Consider the following 21,541-nt stretch of genomic DNA (forward strand, 5'->3'; position numbering starts at 1 on the left):
CAGCTGGAGTAGGGATTTAAGGACAAGAAAAGTAACCTGACCCCTTTTAGACTGGCCGAATAAAATACCTCTATCGCATACCGATTTGCTCAACCTCGACCATAACTATCCCGTCGTCAATGGTTTCGATGTTATAGACGCCGAATGGAGAAAAAACATTTCCTACCACTTCGCCGGTTAGCGTTTTTGTCAAATACAGTCGGCAGAACCCTTCTTCATCGTCCATCGTGCCCACCCAACTCTGTGTGCCGTCTTCTAATGTTATCTGGCTTTCCTGTTTGACAATATATCCTCCGACCGGTAAATCAATCAATATCTCGCCTCCTTCCGGAAGGTCGGTCAGAAGATCGGTGGGTATATCGATATCGATGGTCACGCGATCCATGAAAACACTGCCGGGATAATCATTATAGGAATCGATAGGAAATACTTGGTCGTTTCCGGAACCGAAGTCGGTATCCGATGCCGGTTTAAAAGAGCCTTTATAGCCGGTAATGAAGACCGTTTTGATGACGCCGTCTTCCTGAATAGTGGCGTAGTTGTAGTCCTTTAAAAATTGGCTAAGCGCTCTATTCCAATCAGATGCAAACAGTTTCGTGTCGATCATATCTTTTTCGACCGCAGCATTGAATTTAAAAGACATGCCGGTTCGAAGAGCTATGCTGCGGGCGGCTTCTTGCAGCGTTTGATTATTTATCACTAATGAAACGGCTTGTTTTTGGGTTTCGAACCTCGAAGCGGTCGATAAACCAGGGGCTTCGGAACGGTTTGCCGCTTCTACACTAAAAACCATGTTCAAGCAGAACGTCAATACCACGGCCGCGTTTCGGCGGCTTTGTGAAAAATCCTGAGATGCTGTTTGTGAGCGAGCATCTTCTTTAAGGAAAATACCGTACTTATCGCAAATGGCTTTTAAGGTTCGGTAGGCAAGGGGAGCTACGATACTTAATCGCTTTTGACAAACGAGTGTAGCATTGCCTTCGATGACACAAGGCTGCAAATAATGATTAGCGGGGTAGGCTTGATACCAGTGCTGTAAGTCAGTGCACAAATGGCCCAATCGTAGGACTGGATGAGCGGCGGCGCGATAAACTCCATCAATGGTTTCAATTGGATTCATATCTTTGGTCCTGGACAGTGTCATTTTGGTTTCAAACTCGGGGCGATTGGCGATTAAAGTTCCGCCAATATAAATTTCCCACTTTATCAAAGTGGGATCGCGGGGGATTTATTTGAAAAATCCTGATCTGGACGGGGATTGCAACCCATAGGAGCAATATGGAATTAAGCCTTTCATTTGACAACCACGATTCCTTTTGCTATCAGATCCATTGTGCCATTCGCTAGAGATTAGCTCACACTAAATTATTTGCCAAAACAATAAAGAGCATTATAGCGACTTGACATTGTTAACCAAACTTAAACAAATTGTATCTATACGCATGTCTGACCCCGATCTTTTGCAAATTATCTTTAACACTCATAGTTCGGCATAATTTTTTATGGCCAATGTTGGACGACCAGAAGCGTAACCCCTTTTTAGACCCAATTTACCTCTGCGGTGCCGACGCTAGCCGATGGAATCAAAACTACTCATTGGCAATTGAAACTGCACCAGTGCTCGTCCCGGCGGCTGCTTGGTTGTTCGGTGGTGCGTTAATGAGCTAGTTCCGCGCAAATCGTCGTAAAAAAGTTCTACCTGCGTAATTGAAGTAAACAAAGTGCCTGTCAGTTGAGCAACCGCACTCTCTTCGGTTCACGGTTCAGGCACTTTAACCGTAAAAAGTCTGTCATGCTCGCAGGGATGCTGGCATTCAGCGTCACTGATGGAAAGCTTCTAGCTATCCATGCAGTTTGGATTTCGGCAATTCCAGCTGAAATGACGACTTACGGGACGCATCTCTGAATTAGCTGAAACAGCTTACTAATCAGGATTTCTTTTGTGCATATTCTTGAGGAATCCGAAATGATCGCGCTGGCAACCTCGGATTCCGTAAACTTTATCCAGACTACTGGTTTAGCCACCCAATTGTTTCAACAGCTTCCTGGCTTGTTCAATACCTCTAAATTCCCTTTGCTGCTCCGCCAACTCGATAGCCCTTTTCAGCTCGGGCAATGCGGACTGTGTGTCGTTATACTTAAGGTAGGCTTCGGCCAAGTGGTAGCGTATCGGGGCAAGATTGGGCGCATTTTCGGCGGCTTTCTTTAATGCCTTTAGTGCGGGTTCGACTTGTCCGGATTTAAACATGACCCAGCCGTAGGTATCCAGAAAATACGGGTTGGAAACGTCCTTAAAGCGCTCAACCAAAGCGACGGCTTGGTTAATTCCGGCCGGATCGTCACTGGAACTGACGAGCAAATCGGCCAAATTATTTACGACTTCGTCATTACCGGGATATTTCAGATTCAACTCCTGGTATATCGCAATGGCTTCCGGGTTTTTTTGGTTTTGCTCGTAATGTTTGGCTAATTCCATCTGCAGCTCCGGCACATCCGGCATTTCTTTTAATGCTTTAAGATACATCGCTTCGACTTCGGCTGATTTTCCCTGAGAATTTAGTGTACCGGCTAGTACTCTGTAGGTCGATATGGACTTTGGCATACGCTTTAATGCTTCATGTAATATTTTGTCGGCCTCACCCCATTTTTTTTCTACTGTGTAGAGTAAACCCAGAGCATTATATGCAGTGATGCTCGCGGGGTTTTTTTGGATAAAAGCCTTCAAATAAGCGATCGCTTTATCACGCTTTTCAGTGGCTTGATATGCGTTCACTAAGCCGGAAATAGCTTGGTCGACATTCGGCTGCTTGACCAAAACCTCTTTATACGCATTAATCGCATCGGCATGGTGCCCTTGTGCGGCGGCCAGCATGCCGCTTAACATATCACCGCTGACACCGGCTTGCGGTTGTTTTTTGAGCTCTTCCACTACAATCTGAGCGCCGACCCAATCTTTTTTCGCCACCTTAAGTTGCACCAGCAACTCGGCGATTTGCGGGTTGGCGGGATTGGCTTTGAAGGTTTTTTCGACTAGCGTTTGCGCAAGCCCTTCTTCGCCGCGTTGTCGCATTTGCCCGACTAGTGGCGCCAAAGCCTGAAAATTACCTGGAGACATTTTCAGCATTTTTTGCCACTGCGATTCGGCGGACGCCGAATCGCCTTTTTGCAGATAAGCCTGTGCCAACATAAGCATGGCGGAGTCGGCATCGGGACGCAGTTTCAAGATATGTTGCAGATCGGCTATCGCACCATCGACATCTTTTTCATCCATGCGCATGCCGGCCCGTAATAATAAGGCTTCAGCATTGTCTGCATTGACCTTCAATACCTCTTCAATGAATACGGCAGTCGCTGCGATATCTCCACGACGCAAAGCGCTTTGGGCCAATTGAAGCAGCGCCGTTTGTCCGACTGTTCCGCTTGTATCCGTAGTTACGATTTCTTTCAGCACATCCTCTGCATCTTCAGCCTTTTGGTGCGCGGTAAGATAAGCCGCCAGCCGTAATTTCAGTTGTAAATCTTGCGGTCTTTCTTGGACGTATTGTTTCAGCAAGGCTTCCGCCTCGGCCTGATTACGACGCTCTACCAAATTGACTAAACGCAACTTGAAATCGAGTTCTTCCGGCGCTTTCTGCACCGCCAGTCGAGAGATTTTTTCCGCATCGTCGTATTGCTTCTGTTCGGCATACACCGACGCCAATAGTGAATAGGCCTGCATGCTATTCGGATTGTTTTCTATAAAACCTTTTAAAAATCCCGCTAATTCCTTTGTTTTGCCGTTAGCTTGATAGGCATTGGCTAAAGCGCTCCATGCTCTGGCGAAATTGGGTTGTTTAGCCAACACGGCTTTATAATGACCGATAGCCGTATCGTATTCTCCACGCTGTGCTGACAGCAGGCCACTCCACAATTCGGCGGCAAACTGGCCTTGAGGCAGTTTCTTCAAGTCCGCTAACGCGGCATTGGCGCCTGACCAATCTTTTTGGCCGGCTTTTACTTGTGTTACAAGTTCGAGAACTGCAGGATCGGCCGGCGCAGCCTTCATGGCTTTGTCAAGCAGCTCCTGGGCACGCTGTGCATCGCCACGCTTTAACAGTTGATTGGTCAACGACATCAGTGCAGCTGTATTGGCCGGACTGACTTCGAGCGCTTTACGCCAGTGACTTTCCGCAACTTCCGGCTCGCCTTTCAAAACATACGCCTGGGCCATCATAGTCATGGCTCGGTCGGAGTTGGGTTGATCGCGTAAAACAATACGCAGGTCCGAAATTGCGCCGTCCGCATCGTTATTATCAAGACGCAAGCTGGAACGCATCAACAAAGCTTTGGTATTACCTGCATCAGCCGTCAGCACCTCTGTAACTAATTTATCTGCAGTCGCTTTGTCATTTTTACCCCATGCAAGCTCGGCCAACCGAATTTTTGCCGCCAGACCGTCTTTTCCGACAGCATCCGCCGCCACAATTTGGTTCAACACCGCTAATTCGTCTTCGGCTCGTCCACGATCGGCATAAAAGCGCACAAAACGGATTTTTAATTGCAAGTCCTGCGGCCGTTCAGCCACAAAGGTCTTTAGTTTTGCTTCCGCCTCTTCCGGGTCTCGGCGTTCGAGCAAGCTCACCAGTTTCAATTTAAAATCTGCATCATCCGGATGCTTGGCGATAGCGTCTTTCAGCGCCTTTTCCGCCTGCTCGGTATTACCGATGGCTGCCAACATATCGATTTGCGAATTGCGCAGTCCCTTATCATTCGGATTTTGCGCTAGCAGCTTGTCAAACTCTCCAATCACCCGATCGAATTGTTTAAGTTCGGTTAGCAACCGGATTTTTTGTAAACGCAAGCCGATATTATCCGGAATTGCATCAATGCCCTGTTGTAAGGCCGACAAAGCCTCTTCACCGCGTTGCTCGGTGAATAGAATAGTGCTCTTGGAGATAATTGCATCTGCATTATTGCCGTCCTTGGCTAATACCCTATTGATCTGTTCCAACGCATCGGCATTTTTACCGTCTCGAAACATTAACGCTGCGTCGAAAATCAACGCGCCGACATTTTCCGGTTCCAGCTTGATCGCTGCGGCGGCCTGTTCTCTAGCTTTATCCAGTTGACCTTGCAACAAATACAATTGCCCCAACTTTACACGCGCATCAACATGGTTAGGATCTATAGAAACGGTTTCCTGTAACGCGCCATACATTGCCTTCCATTCTTGTTTTTTTTCCTCCAGCAACGCAAGGCCGTAATAGGCTTCCGCTAATTTTGGATTGATCTGCAATGCATTCTTAAATTGTACCCGCGCACTTTCCATGTCTCCTTTATCGAACAGTGATTTTCCATCCCGGATGAATTTTTGCGGGTCTTCTTCCGCACAAGCCGTCATCGCCATAATCAGGCAAACGGCCATCATTTTGGATAAACGGACGTATGGAAGTATTTTAAAGCTGTCAGTCACAATAGGATTCCTTGTTAGATTAAAGTGATTAAAAATTGTTATGAGTTCTATTTTGAAGGTTAGCTTGTTAGTTAAATCATTCCGAAATGGCTTGACGGAATTTTGAAGACATGAAAAGCATCGAAGATGCCGCCCCATACTTGGGATAACCTGGCCTGATCGCTCAAGACTAAGAGGCACCGGCTAAGACAGGTCACTCTTAATACAGTTTAAGTATTAGCGGCATAGCTCTCTAATTAGGAACATACTCGGACAACAAAGGCAATGCGCCTGTTAAAAACGCATGAATACGCTGATCGGCCGCATCTTTTGGTTCGCCATCGACAATAGGTGTAATCACTCGCGCCAAGGCACCGTCTGTTCGGTTTTCCAGCAGTGCGTCGCGGAATAAATGCCATTTGACTCGATATTCATCCGCCATCACTTTGCCCCGTTCTTCAAACCAGTAATACACTAATTGACTGTTTTTACCCTTTCTGATCACCACACGATTGAATTCAAACGGCGCTTTTTTATCAACGCCTGGAAACGCGCGCCGGGTCATGTCAACGATCTGCCAGCCGCCGCCTGGCAAACAAACTGTTGGAGAATGCGGCGACGACCCTTTGCGTTGAGATTCGTAATAAGCCACATAAAAATTAACCGGCATGCCTGAAGGTTGGCGGAAATCGGCCAGAAGGTAGTCTGTAAGGTCGAGCGTCTGCAACACTTCTGCACCCAAAGTATCAGGCTTGCCTTGCCATTCGCCGATCGACCTTGGAAATTCCGAGAAAAAAGCCCGCTCAGGCTTAATTTCCGACCGGTTCGCTACAGACACCATCAGGATGGCTGTTACCGCAATGAGACCCGTGCAGGCGATTAACGGCTTGGACAGCGGACGAATTCTAATTTGCTCCTGCGTAATAGACTTCTGAGCCTCAAACGTCAGACCGAAAACTTCGCCAAACGGCCTCCGATCTTTACCCACAAAAGTCAGTGCCCACATTTCCAAAAACAAGATGGCTACACACACCATAAACACAGCGAAGCCTTCGAAATCATGTAAAAAGCCTTCCGCCTGTTCGCTGCCGAAGTACTTCACAAGAAAGCCGATCATGCCAATGCGAAAACTATTCAACAAGATGGCGATAGGAATGGTGGAAAGTATGATAACCACGCGTTTCCAGGTCTCTACGTGATAAAGATACGCACAAATTGCCCCGAAGCCGAGTAAAGGATATAAATAAGTTAGGCCGCTGCAAGCTTCGATAACTTCCAACTTAAAAACCCCAAGATCGATCAAATTACCTTCTCGAAATACTGGAATCTTGCAGAAACGAATTAACTCAACCCCAAGCTTTGAAGACAAAAGCTGCAACTTCCCTGTAATTGCAGCTTCAAGAAAATAGGGTATCGGAATGGCAAACACTAAAATGGCAATCGGTGCGAACGTCAGGCGGCTACCGGCCCAACCCACCATTGCCAACGATAAGGCAAATAACACCAAGATGAAGGAGTAATGAATCAACAGGTAGATTGCACTGAGCTCACCCACCACCAGCATGACTAACGCTAGTCCGGCAACAACCAAAGCAAACCAGGTCGGTTGAAATGGTTGCCTGGAGAGTTTCGGCGCCAATTGCCAAAGAAAGGTCAACGTGACCAAAGGCAAAAAATACCCGTGGTTGTACTCCTCTTCGACTTCCCAGCGGTGGAATAGATTCTCCAATCCGCCGAAATAAGCCCAAATCGTTAATAGTAATGACGTAACCAATAGCAACCATGCATTTGTTTCAAAGCGCCAAAAAATCACTTGGCCGTTACGCACAGAAGTCGGGTTAATAGGAAACGAGGAAAAATCAGTGCTATCCGGGGTCCGGCTCATTTCATTATTTATTGGAATGGACATCGTAATATCAATTGATTAAATTAAACACCGGTTTCGGCGAATCCGCTGGGTTCGTTGCTCAAGCGAGTCCCGCATCAAATCAATTAAGCAAAATAGATGCCATATAAGCAATTAATAATTCAGTTAGCCAGTTATTAGCGTGTCTGCGCCCAAATTTAAGCCCGCTCCGGCGTATCGATCCGCGGAGTGGTTCAGGCTCTATTCCCGTGCGGCGCTCGGGAACGATGAGCTACAAAATATCGTCATTCCAGCATGGCATGTCGGAATCCCTGCTCTAAGGGTGGAGTAAAACCGGCCATCCATAGCACTAGCACTGGATGCCCAGTTCCCTGCGGGCATAATGGCCTGGGGCTAAAATTAAAGAGGCAGAAAATTACCAACAGCCATGCAGCCCAAAAGCACAACATCTTAAAAAAATACGGCAAATGCCACGCTATGAGTGATATGACACATCCCAAAACACACAGCTCAGGTGAAATAGCCGATGTTTAAGGTAATCGCTGAAACCATGACGTTGCTGCTGGCGAGACAAACTCCTCGCAAATGCCAAAACCCGGCTTGGGGTTGACATAAGCAACCCAATAGAATCAGCATGCCGACTTTTGTGTCTTTTTGATCCTATTTTGTCAGCTTGCATCAAATGCCCGTCGTTCCGGGGATTGCCGCAATTCGGATGCAGGAAAATGATAAGGCTTACCGTCTATCGCAGTGGATATTCCTTTTCTCGAGCGCATGAAAGTAGTATTTAAATCTGACAAGGTAGCACTCAGCAATAAAGCTATTTCGACAATCTTTTGATTGGTTGCATATTAATTCTTAGCGCAAATAACTTGGTTTTCGGCAATTTGGTTTACTACTTTTGCCGATGCTGTCTTTTGGCATTACTCTTGCTGTCATTATAATGATAATCAAAGACATTAAGCGCATTCGTTAGATAGCCGCCATAATCAGGCTAGAAAATTCGTTACTTTTCCGCATTATTTGAGGGGCGGCATTTATGACAGGAAAGAAACCTCTACTCACTTTAACTTTAGCATTAGCCATTTCCGGTAATGCGAATGCCACTATGTTGGGTGTAGTACAAACATACCCCGACATCACTCTGAACCAGAACTATCTGATTTACGACAATAACGCCATAGACAACACAACCGGCTTGTTGAAACTGATTTCTTTCGGTTCCACCCTAAACGAGGGGCCTGACAGCGGTAATTCGACACTGACTCAATCCTATAGCGGTTCCGGCGACAACTTCCCTAATCTAATGTTTACAATCGCCATCGATCGAACTACTGGCAATTGGGTCAGCAGCAAAAACCCGGTTGCAAACAAGGTGAGCATTGGTTTCGGTAACTCGGTTATTCTCAATCACACAAGTAACACCCCTGGCTTCAGCTGGCAAGGTGATATTAACGCCTTCGGTTGGAATACGAACGGCACTTTCTTCGACGCCACATGGACCATGACCAGCGATAATTATATAGACATGCCAGCCAGCTTGGCGCAGTTTACCGATGGTGTTTTGACCGATGCCATGGCTGCCTACATGGGCGGCATAAAGATCTCCAACAGCGCAGGATTCGGCGCTAGCGACGTCCCTGCCGCTTATCAGACAGACTGGGTGTTTGGCGCTAATGCAAATAGCCTTGGTATTCAAGCTTTATTAGCCCCCTTCTTGACGGAGCTATCGGCCAGCACTTGCAACCCCAGCACCCAAACAGGGTGCACAAACTATATCCATTCCACAGTTACCAGTGACTTGTTCGTCCCTGTCCCCGTTCCATCTGCCCTATGGTTATGGGCCGGCGCGCTGGCATTAGTTGCGCCCTTTGTTAAGCAAATAAAAGGCAGTACTCTTGCTAGGGAGAATATGACATGACATTACAACGTCTTATAGCACTTTTAACTATAACAGCCGGCATCGGTCTAGCGCCAAATTCGGCAAGCGCAACGTTAATAGGCCTTTCGCCCTTCCTGCCCACTATCGATTTCAGCGGCTCCGGAAATATCAACTATGAGGCTAGCAGAGGTATCGTCAGCGTCACTGCCGTGCCGAGCATATTATTTTCCGTTGATCCATTTATCTCCATCGAAATTCAAAATGCTGTCGATAACGCACCTAAGTCACTCTTAATTCAGTTTCAGGTAGATAACAACGGCAACCTGATCTCAAGCAGCTCCAGCGTGCCTGACTTGATTTTAATCGGCTCAGTGGATACAGATGGTGATAATCTTGTCGACTATAGCGGCACCTTGTTGTCCGCCAAAGTAACTCAATTTGGTTTTCTCGATAGCGCTAACGGCGACGATCGATTCGATTTGCGCCTGGATTCGATCGGCGGCTCGTTAGCATATTTATATAGCGATCATAACCTGGCATCGTTAGTGATTAGCGAGATTAGCGGCTCATACCCTAATACTTTCAATGGCAGCTTTGATGTGGACTGGCAAGGCCAAGCCAAAGGTGTTATCGGACTCATTCCAATCGAATCAGTCTCGCCGGTACCTGTTACACCTTCGTTCTGGCTATGGGCTGGAGCGTTAGCCTCTATTTTCCCCGGCGTAAAATTCAATAAAATTCGTAAAACATAGAAGCAATAACTTTCCTGATTAAAGGTGAAAAAATGTCATTTCGGCAGGGATTGTAAGAAATCCAGGCTGTATGGATAGTTTGTAGCTTACCTTCCATGGGTACTGGAGCCTATCATGCTTCAAGTTTTTTAGCGTTTTTGCTTTACGCAGCTAGATTTTGCATTAGAAATGTTAATCCATGTTTGACGTCTGAGCTAAAAAACTTCATAAATCAGTGCTTTATTTATTCATAAATGTAAATATTCGGCCAACCCCTAAGCAAGTCAATCAATCGGTTAGCCGATCCCGGAAGCACCTGTCCAAGGGGAAAACCCATAACTCCTTGATAGGAACATTTTGTTTGCCGGCGGGTCCGAGTTTACCACGGCCTTGCGTCTGTCCTAAATAATGCCACTTAGCGGCGCGGTAACAGGTGCCTTGAAAGCGGTCATTTTCGACAAGGGTTTCCAGGAGGACCGGTCGATAGCCATACACGGACTGCCAGTGGTCGGGCATTATCCGGGCGGTTTGCCCCAGGGTCATGGACGCCAGATTGCGCGTTTGAACCCAAGGCAAGATCAAAAAGCGGGCATTGTTGAGAATCAAGTGCAGCTGACGCTGGCGCTGAGCGTGATCCCAGCCGATGAAGCGGTCGCGCGGCGCACATTGTCAGGCGGTCGCGCTGAAGCCGAGCGCGTCAATCGGCTGCTGCGCCGAGTAGATCAGGTAGCGCAATTGTGCGCCGGGTAGCGGTTTGTGACTGAGGTAATGATAGCAATCGATGAATTCATTCCACAGTCGGGAGCCTGCGAACCCAGTGCAAAGGCGCTAATGCTCCGGCAGGCGCCAGGATCGGGTTGCCCGGCGCACTCCGCTCTCTAGCTATAGAGCCTGTAATTAAGTTACATTCGAAGCGTATCTTCCAGTCTGAAAAAAGAGCAAATACGTTCTGTATAGTGCTTCAATGGTTCCAATGCCATAGTAATCCGTTCTTTTAAATCAGATTTATTTTTATCGGTCGCTTCCCCCGAACGGTTATTTTTAATTTCATTCCAAACTTGTTCATCCGGATTGAATTCAGGTGAGCGTTTGGGTAGAAAATAAATCCTTAATTGGGTCCTATGTTCATTGACATATTGGTGAATCGGTTTCGGTTTGGCGTGGTGTAATGTGGCGTGATCCAAAAAAAGGATTAAAGGGCGTCCACGGTTTATAACCAGTTCCTCGATAAACTCAATATAGTGTTCCCTGTTAAAGGCTGAGAATATATATTATAGCCGCACCGTTCCACGCATGTTCCAGGCGCGACCATGCCGGGTTGTCACAGTACGCATCAAGCTATAAAAATTGCCCATGCAATTTGGTGGGCGAGAACGTATGTTTGTTGCGACATGATCGGTTTTTGAAAGCCTTTGTCGCGCGGCAGTTCGACACGCTGATGCGTAAGCTGTTAGATGATCTACGTCGGATGTTTAAAGCCAAGCGAAAGTGGCGCACGACTCGGCAAATGATTGCTCACAAGTGTGTATGGTACTTGGACAGCTTCTCAGTCTCGTCGGAGGAGCTCGATAGCGATTTTGCAGCGGGGAGCTGCGCTTAGCTTGATGCGTATGGGTTGTCACCCCACGCCAGATTCATCTTCAAAGACAATGTCCGCCCCAATTTTTTGGCAAGCCGCTATATCCTTAGGAATTTCTCATTCAGAAAATACGCGATTTCCTGTTCATTTCGTTTCTCATCCTGATATTCAGGCCGCTGGAAAGTCAGCCACAATGCCTTAAGGTGCTTCACTGAAAGTTATTCCGTGCTCTTACTCTAATAATTCGACTAATAGCGGGTATTTCCAAAGGTCGGTGCCATAGCCAAATATGGTCGGCATTGCTTCCAAAGTGACCTTTTTCAGACAGTCATCAATTGCTTGAATGATGATGGGTTCCGAGCCAGGTGGTATTTTGCTTTCTAATGCCAAAAAGCCGCCTTGATCATATTGTATAACCAACGATAAATACAGGTGTGATGGACGTTATAAGTCTTCGCTATCTGTTCTGGACTTTGGCCTTTTGTATACGGATGGCATTGACCGCCATTACCTGTATAAAATATATGACTTCATCGGGTATTTTTCTGCCATCTGACAACCAATTTAAGTTCATAATGCCCGCTATTAATGTTGTAGTTGCTAGCACTTATTCACTATGATAAGGCATTTAAAATTTAACTCAGTATGGAGTTTTATTAGCTACTAGTTCTATACCGCGCCAGGCGGAATGACGCGGTATGTCTTTAAGTTGGCTTGGCACTAATTCCGGTCCCACATGACATTGCAATTGCCTTTTGCGGCGGCGGTAAGTAGTTCGATCAGCGGCAATGCCCGGTGAGCCAAAGGAACCGGTTTTTCTTTCCAGTCCTTTTGCCCGGCGTCTGTCTCATCGTCTGAATTCACCGACGACTCCGCCTTCTGCTTTTCAAGGGCGCTTTGCAATTGCTCCAGTGCTATCGGAACATCTTCCGCCAAAATAGCGCCCGGCACGTTGCCGCGTTTTCCCATCATTTTCAGCAAGGTTTGCGCAATATCGCCGAAATAGGTGGTGTTGGGGTATACATCACAGCTGAATGTTACTAACATTTGATTTCACTGGAACTCATTGGATTTTATGATTCAAATTCATGGCCCTATTGTAGCGTTGTTGACGCCGTTTGATGCAAGCGGAAAAATCGAATGGCAAGCCTTCAAAGCTTACTTATCGTCTTTGTACTCTTGGGGGGTGCGGACGGTCATTGCCAATGGCACAACCGGAGAATTTCCGTCGATGACGATAAGTGAACGCCGGCATGTTGTCGAATTCGTTAGAGAAAATTTCGCTGGGACTATTATCAACAACGTCAGTGCAACCTGTGTCGGCGATGTTCGCAAACTGATCGCCGGAAGCAAAGACTGCGGGGACTGCATACTGTTATTGCCGCCTTATTATTATTCCGCCTGCCGGGACGAAGGGCTCTCGCGTTTTTTTATCGACGCGCTGTTCGGTGCCCCTTTGCCGGCGATGCTATATCATTTTCCCCAACATACCGGTAATCATCTCGGAATCGAACTGGTTTCCATGCTGCTTGAGCAGGGTCTTTCGATAGTTGGCATCAAGGATTCGAGCGGGCATATAGACAATGCCCGGCTATACCAGTCGAATTTTCCCGAATTGGCTGTATTTTTGGGCAATGACGCAAAAGTTTTCGAGGCCTTGCAAAAAGGTTTGTCGGGTTCTGTTACGGGGGCGGCGAATCCGATGCCTGAATTGTTGGTCGCGATGCAATCGGAGTACCGATTATCAGTCAGTAAGACGGAATCGATGCAGCGTTGTCTCGATGTTTGGAATCGGTTTCGGAATGATAGCGGTTATGTTGAAATTCCTTTGGTCAAAGCGGCCATGGGGGCTCGAATCGATAGTTTTCCGGTGCATGTTCGCCCGCCGTTGACTCCAGTTCCAATTGAAGAGTTTGATCGTGTTCGAAAAGTCATTTACAACTGCTTAAACGATTTTAACCTATTAAATTAAAGCGTTAGGCTAAGCATTATTTGGTGATCTGGGCCGAGCTACCTGCTTAATTGTAAATATTCAGGCCCTCTCGGCTGTTTTTCAAACTCCGGTTTGTGAAGCCCTTCACGAAGGCTTTTAGTTTTCCGGTTTCGAGAAGCTCTTGCCCTGAGCTTTTGTCGAAGGGGGAGCTTCTCGAACTGCATTCCCAAGCAAAGAGCTTGGGAACGAGTGAAATTAAAGCGTTAAGCTGGGTATCAGTTTAACGTGCCCTCATGTGTTGCCTTGTGCCGACATTAGGTACGCGCAGCGTACCCAATTCACTTTGAATTTTTAAGTACATCCGGTAGTGGTGGGTATTTTCAACTATTACCGCATACAGAGCCTTTTTAAAAGGGGGTATTAAGTTTTTTCCTTTCAAGCCATTCCAAGAATTGTAATACCAAGCTGTATAGCACCGGAAACACCAATAGCGTCAATACCAAAACCGTCAGCATGCCGCCTAGCGTGGGCACGACGATGCGCTGGGTCACATCGGCGCCGGCGCCGGTCGCCACCATGAACGGAATCAGGCTCAACATCGTCGTGAAGGCGGTGATCGCGACTGGGCGTACACGTAGCGCCGTGGCCGATTCGACGGCATCTTTTATTTCCCCCGATGTCAACGGCGCTTGTTTTTGTTCGCGCAGTTTGGCTATTTCGATATCGATGAAATTCAATACCATCACCCCGGTTTCGGCGGCGGTGCCGGCCAGCGCGATAAAACCGACATAGACAGCCACCGAGAGGTTGAAGTCGTACCAATAGACCATCCAAATGCTGCCGATCAAGCCGAACGGAATCGTCAACATCACGAGGAGCGGTTCGACAAAATTCTTAAACGAAAAATACAGCAGCAACAGAATCAGCGACAGGGTAAGCGGAATTACGACACGCAGCCTTTCAGCGGCCCTTTCCATGTATTCGAACTGGCCCGACCAACTGACGGTATAACCTTGAGGGATCTCGACCCGCTGCGCCAGCATCTTTTTGGCCCGCTCGACATAACCGCCGATGTCGGATGTCTTGATATCGACATAGATCCAGGTGTTGGGCCGGGCGTCTTCACTTTTGATTCCGGGCGGGCCTCGGCTCAATTCAATCGCGGCAACCTGTGCCAACGGGATTTGCGTGCCTAGCGGCGTCGGTATCAGGACGCGTTTGAGGTTTTCCTGATTGTCGCGCAATTCGCGCGGATAACGCAGATTAACGGGATAACGCTCCAAACCTTCGACAGTTTGCGTTATATTTTCTCCGCCGATCGCGCTTTGTATGACATCCTGTATGTCGCCGACGGTTAGTCCGTATCGCGCTGCTTCGCCGCGGTCGATGATGAAGTCCAGATAGTAACCGCCGACCGCACGGTCGCCCATTGCCGATAAGGTGTCCGGCAAGGTTTTCAATTCTTGTTCGATGCGTTCGGTGATGGTCTGTAAAACGGTCAGGTCGGGGCCGGACACTTTGATGCCGACCGGGGTTTTGATGCCGGTCGATAACATATCGATACGGTTTCTGATCGGCATGGTCCAAGCATTAGCCATGCCGGGAAAGTGAATCGCCCGGTCCATTTCGGCGACGAGTTCCTGTTGGGGCTTGCCTGGATCGGGCCATTCCGTTCGCGGCTTTAGATGCACTATGGTTTCGATCATCGACAGCGGGGCCATGTCGGTCGCGGTTTCGGCGCGGCCGACCTTGCCGAAGACATGATGCACCTCGGGAAAGGTTTTCAGGATTTTATCGGTTTGTTGTAGCAGTTCCTTGGCTTTGGTGATCGAAATGCCCGGAAACGTGGTCGGCATGTACAGAATATCGCCTTCATCCAGCGGCGGCATGAACTCGCTGCCGAGCCGAGACAAAGGATAAAGAGTGCTGGCCAACAGCAGTAATGCGATGAGCAAACTGACACCGCGATAGCGCATCGCCCATTTCAAGACCGGCGAGTGGAGGAAATGCAGAAAACGGTTAGCCGGGTTCTTGTGTTCGGGAATGACTTTTCCGTGAATACAATAGCCCATCAAGACCGGTACGGCCGTAATCGTCAAGATAGCCGCTGCGGCCATTGCGTAAGTTGCAGTGAAGGCGAGCGGGCTGAACATACGGCCTTCCTGAGCCTGCATCACGAAAATGGGTAGGAACGACACGGTGATGACCAGCAATGAAAAAAATAGTGACGGCCCAACTTCCTTCGATGCGGTGGTAATGGCTTGCCAGCGTTCTTGCTGCGTCAGTTCGGCCTGTTTTTTTTCGGCGGCTTCGGCCAGATGCTTATGGGCGTTTTCGATCATCACGATGCCGCCGTCGACCATGTCGCCGATCACGATGGCAATACCGCCCAACGACATGATGTTGGCGTTCAGCCCTTGCATCTTCATGACGATGAAGGCCATCAGCACGGCCAGCGGCAGGGTGATTACGATCACCAGCGACGAACGTAGATGCAATAGAAATAAGCCGACCAGTACACAGACGATGACGAGTTCTTCGGACAAGGCCTGATATAATGTATCGACCGCGCGTTCGATCAAGTCGCCCCGGTCATAAACCGAGACAATTTCGACGCCTTCGGGCAGGCTTTGTTCGAGTTCTTTCAGTTTTTCCCGCACGCCGAGAATCGTAGCCCGAGCGTTTTCACCGTAGCGCATGATCACCACGCCGCCGACGACTTCGCCTTCGCCGTTCAACTCGGCGATGCCCCGGCGCAATTCGGGTCCGATCTGTACATGCGCCACGTCTTGTATACGGATCGGCGTGCCGTTATTGTCGACTCCGAGCGGAATCGTCTTAATGTCTTCCAGGGAGCTAATATAGCCTGGCGCGCGCACCATGTATTCAGTTTCGGCCTTTTCCAACAAGCGGCCGCCGATGTCGTTATTGCTGCGTTTGACGGCCTGTTTGACTTGCGCCAGCGAAATGCCGTAGGCGGCCAGCGCGTTCGGGTCGATCTCGATTTGATATTGCTTGACGAAGCCGCCGATCGACGCGACTTCGGCAACACCTGGCACGGTTTGCAACGGATAACGCAAATACCAGTCCTGTATCGAGCGCAATTGCGCCAAATCGTGCCGTCCGGTTTTATCCACCAAAGCATATTGATAGACCCAGCCGACTCCGGTCGCATCGGGACCCAGCGAAGGATTGACGCCTTGCGGCAAACGGTCGCGGATATAGTTTAAATATTCCAGGACGCGCGAGCGGGCCCAATAGATATCGGTACCGTCCTCGAAAATGACATAGATGATCGATAATCCGAAATCGGAACTGCCCCTGACGACTTTGGCCTTCGGTACGGCCAACATCGCCGTGGTCAATGGATAAGTGATCTGGGTTTCGACGACTTGCGGCGCCTGTCCCGGATATTCGGTGAATACGATGACTTGCACGTCGGATAAGTCGGGGATCGCGTCGAGCGAGATAGTCTTAAACGACCAGAATCCAGTCACAGCTAGAAGCACCGCCGCGAGTAAAACCAGAAAGCGGTTGTTCAAGGCGCTGCCGATAATGAATTCAATCATGCCGATGATCTCCCGCATCATGATGCATCGGCATTGCTTCGTCTGTTGAATGGGGCGATGGCTCCAGCATTTTTGCCGTCGCCTCGCGCAGTTTCGATTCGGAGTCGATTAGAAATTGCGCCGAGATAACAATCTCTTCGCCTTCGTCGAGACCTTCGATAATTGCCACTTGTCCATCCGAGTCCAAGCCTAGTTTGACCCGGCGAGGTTCGAATTTGCCGGGTTCCCTGACCACGAATACTTGGTTCCGGGTGCCGGAGCGGATGATTGCTTCAGTCGGAACGACTAGGGTTTCCAACTGCTTTTGAGTGGCTATCGTCACGTCGGCAAACATATCCGGCTTTAATAAGCCTTCGGCGTTATCGAGAACCAAACGAATTCGTGTTGTGCGAGTTCGTTTTTCGGCATAGGGATAGATGAACTCGACACGGCTTTCGAAAACTCGTCCCGGAACACCGACTAATCGGATTTCGGCTCGGTCACCCGGCCTAATCCACGGCAACTCGTATTCATAGACATCGGCATAAACCCAGACATTGGCGATATTGGCTATCGTGAAGATTTCTGTATCCGGCGTGACATATTGGCCTTCGCGGGCGCCGATTTGTATCACAATGCCGTCGGTTGGTGCATGAATATGCAGGCTTTTTGTGATGCGTTGTCTATCGGTCAATTCGTGGAGTTGGTGAGCCGGGACATCGAGTAATTGCAGACGTTTTCTTGAACTTGCCAGTAATTCTTCCGCGCCCTGGCGGATGCTTTCGAAGGGGCTGTCGATAAGAATTTTCTGATTTTGTAGCGCTAGAATATATTCCTGCTGAGCCGCAACGAGTTGCGGCGAATAAATACTCAACAGGTCGGTATCCTTTTTGACCCATTGGCCGGTTTTATCCACATGAAGCGACTCAATCCAGCCGGCCGTTTTCGGGTGCAGACGGACGATACGTTCCTCATCGTAATCGACTCGACCGACCGCACGCACATTTCGGGAGAGCGTGGTGCGCGTCGCTTTTGCGGTACGCACGCCGATATTTTGTACCGTCACAGGATCGATTCGAACCGTTCCGGGTTCGGCGGCGGTTTGTTCGTCCGCGTAAACCGGAATGTAATCCATGCCCATCGAGTCTTTGGCCGGAACCGGCGAAGTAATTTCAGGGTTCATTGGGTGGCGGTAAAACAATGGCTGACGGTCTTCCGGCTTGTTATCGTCGAGTCGATGTTCGGGTAAGTGTGCTTCAATGGATAGTCTGTCGATACGGTCCGCTAACCAATAGCCTGCGCCGAGGCCCAAAGCGAGCATCGATAAGCCCGTGATCAATAAGCGTCTACTCATAAATGTCTTCCTTGCCTGTTGCTGCGACAAGCTGCGCCAAAGCTTGGTTGGCTTCGGCGAAGGCCTGCCAATATTGCGCTTCATAGTCGTAGACCGTAATTTGGCTGCGTATGAGATTCAGGAAGTCAACTTTATTGACCTGATATCCGGCCAGCATCGATGCGACTGTTTGCTGGGCTTGAGGAATGATGCCTGTTTCATACAATAGCACTTGTTCCTTGGCTCGCCGGTAGTCGTTGCCGGCTTGCGATATTTGTTTGCGGACGCCGTTCCATTGATCTTGCAGCGCGTATCGTTCACGCATCAGCTCGCTCGAAGACTGGCTTACGCCCTGGGCCTGTTTTTGCGCATAAAATATCGGCACATTCATGCTGATACCGAAGCTGAGCAAATCCGAGCGCCGGGTGCCGTCGGGCGTATTATCACGAGCGCCGTAAGCGGCATTGACATTAAAATCCGGTAATATCTCTTTTTTGGCCAAGTCTAGCTTGGATCTTGCCGCGTTGATCCTTTCCCGTTCGCTTGCCAATAAGGGTCTGTTGGTTTCGGCCAATTGATAAAGCACTCGATCGTCATAAATGTCGGGCAATTGTAACGGTACTTTTGTGGGCAGTTGCACGGCGTCATTGCTTGGCCGGTCCAGTAGGGCATTCAAACTTGCAGAGGCATTGGCGCGCATGCCGTTGATCTTGATTTTCCGGTCCAATAATTTCGACAATTCGAGTTGCGCCAGCAAGACGTCTTGCTGTAAACCCTCGCCAACTTCGTATTTAGTTCCGGCAATATCGACTAATTGCTGCAACAGTATTCGATTGTTATCGGTGATTTCTAGTAAGCGGTCCAAATAAAACAGTTGCCACCAGACAGTTTTGACGTCGCTCAGCAGACTCAAGCGCCATTCATCTTCGTTGTAGGCAGCGGCTTGTGCTTCATAAGTTGCCGCTTGTTCGCGTAAGGCCAGTTTTCCCGGAAACGGAATGGCCTGAGAAATACCGAATCCGATTTGCGCCATGGGTTCTTTCCGGGTATCGAAATGATCGACCGGCAAGTTCATGACATTGAAGCCGATGACAGGATCGGGCAGCGCACCGGCTTGCGAAGGAACTGCCGCTAATGCCTCTGCGGCAGCCTTGATTCGGGCCAGATTGGGATTGTTTTGAAGGGCCGTGGCAAGCGCCGCTTCGAGCGTCAAAATGTTTTCTGCTTTTGCAAGGCAAGATACCGGGACTAAAGCAATAGCAATGCAAATTATTATTATGAATTTTCGGGCTGGCATCAGAAGCTCTTATGTCCTTTAAAAAGCGATAGGTGGTTCATAATGAGAGTTGAGGAGCGTGGCAAAAGTCCGGTTTAATTGATGGATCTAGCATTCATACTGCGTTTCGCGTTTTAATACTTCTTGAAAGGTAATGCAAAACGGCAATTATTAGGCGATTTCCATCCTTAATTTATCGTAACGCTGCCTTTTGGGGTTGTCAGCCGTTTTATAAAAATGGCTGCATAGCATGAAGGCTTTAGTGTAGCGAACCTTCAAATTTATTTTTAATTATGGGTATATAATGCCAAAACTTATAAAATAAAAAGGATATATCTATGCCATTGGATATTTTGTTAACAATCGTAGCGACGACCGTTATTCAGTCGATTTTTGGCGTTGGCGTTTTATTGTTTGGAACGCCCTTGTTATTGTTGTTGGGCTATCAGTTCATCAATGCACTTGAGATTTTGTTGCCGATCTCAATCGCCATCAACTTGTTGCAGTTGGTTAAACATCATTATTTTATAGATATCAACTTTGTTAAGAATGTACTTAAATACAGCATACCATTCATTGTGGTATTTTTATTTATCGTAACTAGCGTTCGGATCAATATCGGTGCATTGATTGGGGTATTTTTAATTTTCGTTGCACTTAAGGATGCGGTCGGCGCCGTCAATAAAATAATTAAAAAACTGGTCAGTTACGAAAGAACTTATTTAATTTCAATGGGCATCGTGCATGGCTTGACTAATTTAGGCGGTTCTCTATTGACTGCTATGGTACATAGCAAACAGTATGAAAAAAATCAGACTCGGTCGACTGTTGCGGTTTGTTATGGCATGTTCGCAGTATTTCAGATTTTGACGTTATTTTTTGTTAAACATAAGTATGTGATTTCTTATGCCGATAATGTGTCGTTGTTGCAAATTGCCGTGGTTGTATTTTTGTTGACTGAGGAAATGCTTTATAAGAACATCGATAACGAAAAATACGCTAAAATCTTCGCGGCATTTTTGGGAATTTCGGGCGCTGTATTGATTTGGAAATCTTTGTAGTCTTGTTGTCAGATTAAGTCTATGAGTACAGAACAAATAGCCTGTTATAACTTTCGCACTTCAAATTTCGGCAGTGCCTAAGCAGGTACCGGGGTGCTCGGTATAGAGCCTAATGGATGTATTCACTCGGCACCTAAATTTCATAGCCCATTAGGCTATGCTTAACCATCTGGGATAATAGGTGCTTGGTTCACGGTGTTCTTTGACGAGCCCTCGGTGCCGAATTTTGATCTACGATGGATATAAGTGTCACGGTCTACCATATTACATAACAACTAAAAGGGGGCATAATGAATCAACAGCTTAAGGCGATTTTAAATAATTTTTTGATCGGAATTTTCGCGGTTATTCCGATTGTGGTCATTTTACAGATCGTCATATTCGTAAAAGATCGGGTGTCCGACCTCTTTAGAATGGTATATGGTTATGCCGATAATTACTTGTATACATTGATGGTATTTGCGGTTAGTTTTTTAATTTTATCGATGATCGGGCACAAAATCGTTAAGGAAGGTAAGTTTTGGGCTATCGCGGCGTTCGATTTTATTATCGATAGAATTCCGTTGTTAAATAGCATTTATCGGGTAACTAAGAAAATCATTAATATGTTTTCCTCGCATGAGCGTAAGGAAGCGCGCGAGGTAGTTTATATTGAATACCCTAAAGAAGGGCTTTGGGTTCCTGCTTATGTAACCAACAAGCAGGATGATCAGTATGTGTTGTTTGTGCCGACATCGCCGAATCCGACTTCAGGTTTTACGGTGATTGTGCATCAATCCAGAGTCATAAAGTCCGAAATGAATATTGAGCAAGCGACTAGCTTTATCGTAAGTGTCGGGGTTGATTTCGATAAAATGGATGAGATGAAAAAACTTTCCTAATTGTAAGAATGGTTTTAAC

The 21,541-nt window shown here is 47.7% G+C and carries 15 protein-coding genes; 5 read left to right on the plus strand and 10 right to left on the minus strand.

All coding sequences use genetic code 11. The features are described 5' to 3' along the window. Positions 1-70: 70 nt before the first annotated feature. From ACINK7_RS09775 to xrtD, 3 genes are all read right to left on the minus strand, one after another. On the minus strand, positions 71-1,120 hold the full coding sequence (locus tag ACINK7_RS09775) for a hypothetical protein (protein ID WP_404361171.1): 1,050 nt from the start codon (positions 1,118-1,120) through the stop codon (positions 71-73). Positions 1,121-2,017: 897 nt separating this feature from the next. Continuing rightward, on the minus strand, positions 2,018-5,452 hold the full coding sequence (locus tag ACINK7_RS09780) for a tetratricopeptide repeat protein (protein WP_404361172.1): 3,435 nt from the start codon (positions 5,450-5,452) through the stop codon (positions 2,018-2,020). A 232-nt stretch (positions 5,453-5,684) separates the two neighbouring features. Beyond that, on the minus strand, positions 5,685-7,259 hold the full coding sequence (xrtD, locus tag ACINK7_RS09785; protein ID WP_404361433.1) for a VPLPA-CTERM-specific exosortase XrtD: 1,575 nt from the start codon (positions 7,257-7,259) through the stop codon (positions 5,685-5,687). 1,078 nt (positions 7,260-8,337) lie between these two features. On the opposite strand from xrtD, the gene ACINK7_RS09790 reads away from it, so the two are divergent. Beyond that, a complete protein-coding gene (locus ACINK7_RS09790) occupies positions 8,338-9,219 on the plus strand; it encodes a hypothetical protein (protein WP_404361173.1) in 882 nt (293 codons plus the stop codon). After that, positions 9,216-9,932 (plus strand): hypothetical protein, encoded by a 717-nt coding sequence (locus ACINK7_RS09795; protein ID WP_404361174.1) that lies wholly within the window; start codon positions 9,216-9,218, stop codon positions 9,930-9,932. Before ACINK7_RS09790 ends, ACINK7_RS09795 begins: the two co-directional genes overlap by 4 nt. Before the next feature lie 267 nt (positions 9,933-10,199). Here ACINK7_RS09795 and ACINK7_RS09800 read toward each other — a convergent pair whose 3' ends face one another. The 4 genes from ACINK7_RS09800 to ACINK7_RS09815 all read right to left on the minus strand — a co-directional run bounded on the left by ACINK7_RS09800 (position 10,200) and on the right by ACINK7_RS09815 (position 12,537). Continuing rightward, on the minus strand, positions 10,200-10,517 hold the full coding sequence (locus ACINK7_RS09800) for a Druantia anti-phage system protein DruA (RefSeq protein WP_404361175.1): 318 nt from the start codon (positions 10,515-10,517) through the stop codon (positions 10,200-10,202). A gap of 296 nt (positions 10,518-10,813) precedes the next feature. Beyond that, on the minus strand, positions 10,814-11,179 hold the full coding sequence (locus ACINK7_RS09805) for a transposase (protein ID WP_404361434.1): 366 nt from the start codon (positions 11,177-11,179) through the stop codon (positions 10,814-10,816). Between the two features lie 542 nt (positions 11,180-11,721). Further along, on the minus strand, positions 11,722-11,880 hold the full coding sequence (locus ACINK7_RS09810; protein WP_404361176.1) for a hypothetical protein: 159 nt from the start codon (positions 11,878-11,880) through the stop codon (positions 11,722-11,724). 330 nt (positions 11,881-12,210) lie between these two features. After that, complete coding sequence (locus ACINK7_RS09815; protein WP_404361177.1) at positions 12,211-12,537, minus strand: DUF1840 domain-containing protein; 327 nt, start codon at positions 12,535-12,537, stop codon at positions 12,211-12,213. Between the two features lie 28 nt (positions 12,538-12,565). On the opposite strand from ACINK7_RS09815, the gene ACINK7_RS09820 reads away from it, so the two are divergent. Further along, positions 12,566-13,462 (plus strand): dihydrodipicolinate synthase family protein, encoded by an 897-nt coding sequence (locus tag ACINK7_RS09820; RefSeq protein ID WP_404361178.1) that lies wholly within the window; start codon positions 12,566-12,568, stop codon positions 13,460-13,462. Between the two features lie 368 nt (positions 13,463-13,830). On the opposite strand, the gene ACINK7_RS09825 is transcribed toward ACINK7_RS09820, so the two are convergent. Genes ACINK7_RS09825 through ACINK7_RS09835 form a run of 3 tightly spaced genes read right to left on the minus strand, consistent with a single transcriptional unit; the run spans position 13,831 to position 19,601 of the window. Further along, complete coding sequence (locus ACINK7_RS09825; RefSeq protein ID WP_404361179.1) at positions 13,831-16,992, minus strand: efflux RND transporter permease subunit; 3,162 nt, start codon at positions 16,990-16,992, stop codon at positions 13,831-13,833. Next, complete coding sequence (locus ACINK7_RS09830) at positions 16,985-18,325, minus strand: efflux RND transporter periplasmic adaptor subunit (protein WP_404361180.1); 1,341 nt, start codon at positions 18,323-18,325, stop codon at positions 16,985-16,987. Before ACINK7_RS09830 ends, ACINK7_RS09825 begins: the two co-directional genes overlap by 8 nt. After that, on the minus strand, positions 18,318-19,601 hold the full coding sequence (locus ACINK7_RS09835) for a TolC family protein (protein ID WP_404361181.1): 1,284 nt from the start codon (positions 19,599-19,601) through the stop codon (positions 18,318-18,320). Before ACINK7_RS09835 ends, ACINK7_RS09830 begins: the two co-directional genes overlap by 8 nt. 317 nt (positions 19,602-19,918) lie before the next feature. On the opposite strand from ACINK7_RS09835, the gene ACINK7_RS09840 reads away from it, so the two are divergent. Together ACINK7_RS09840 and ACINK7_RS09845 are read left to right on the plus strand one after the other, a co-directional pair. Continuing rightward, positions 19,919-20,641 carry a hypothetical protein gene (locus ACINK7_RS09840; RefSeq protein WP_404361182.1) on the plus strand — a complete coding sequence of 241 codons (723 nt, stop codon included), beginning with the start codon at positions 19,919-19,921 and terminating at the stop codon, positions 20,639-20,641. Positions 20,642-20,931: 290 nt separating this feature from the next. After that, positions 20,932-21,522, plus strand: coding sequence for a DUF502 domain-containing protein (locus ACINK7_RS09845; RefSeq protein ID WP_404361183.1), 591 nt, complete (start codon positions 20,932-20,934; stop codon positions 21,520-21,522). The last annotated feature ends 19 nt before the right edge of the window (positions 21,523-21,541 follow it).

This window comes from Methylotuvimicrobium sp. KM1 (assembly GCF_044788715.1).
Lineage (GTDB): Bacteria > Pseudomonadota > Gammaproteobacteria > Methylococcales > Methylomonadaceae > Methylotuvimicrobium.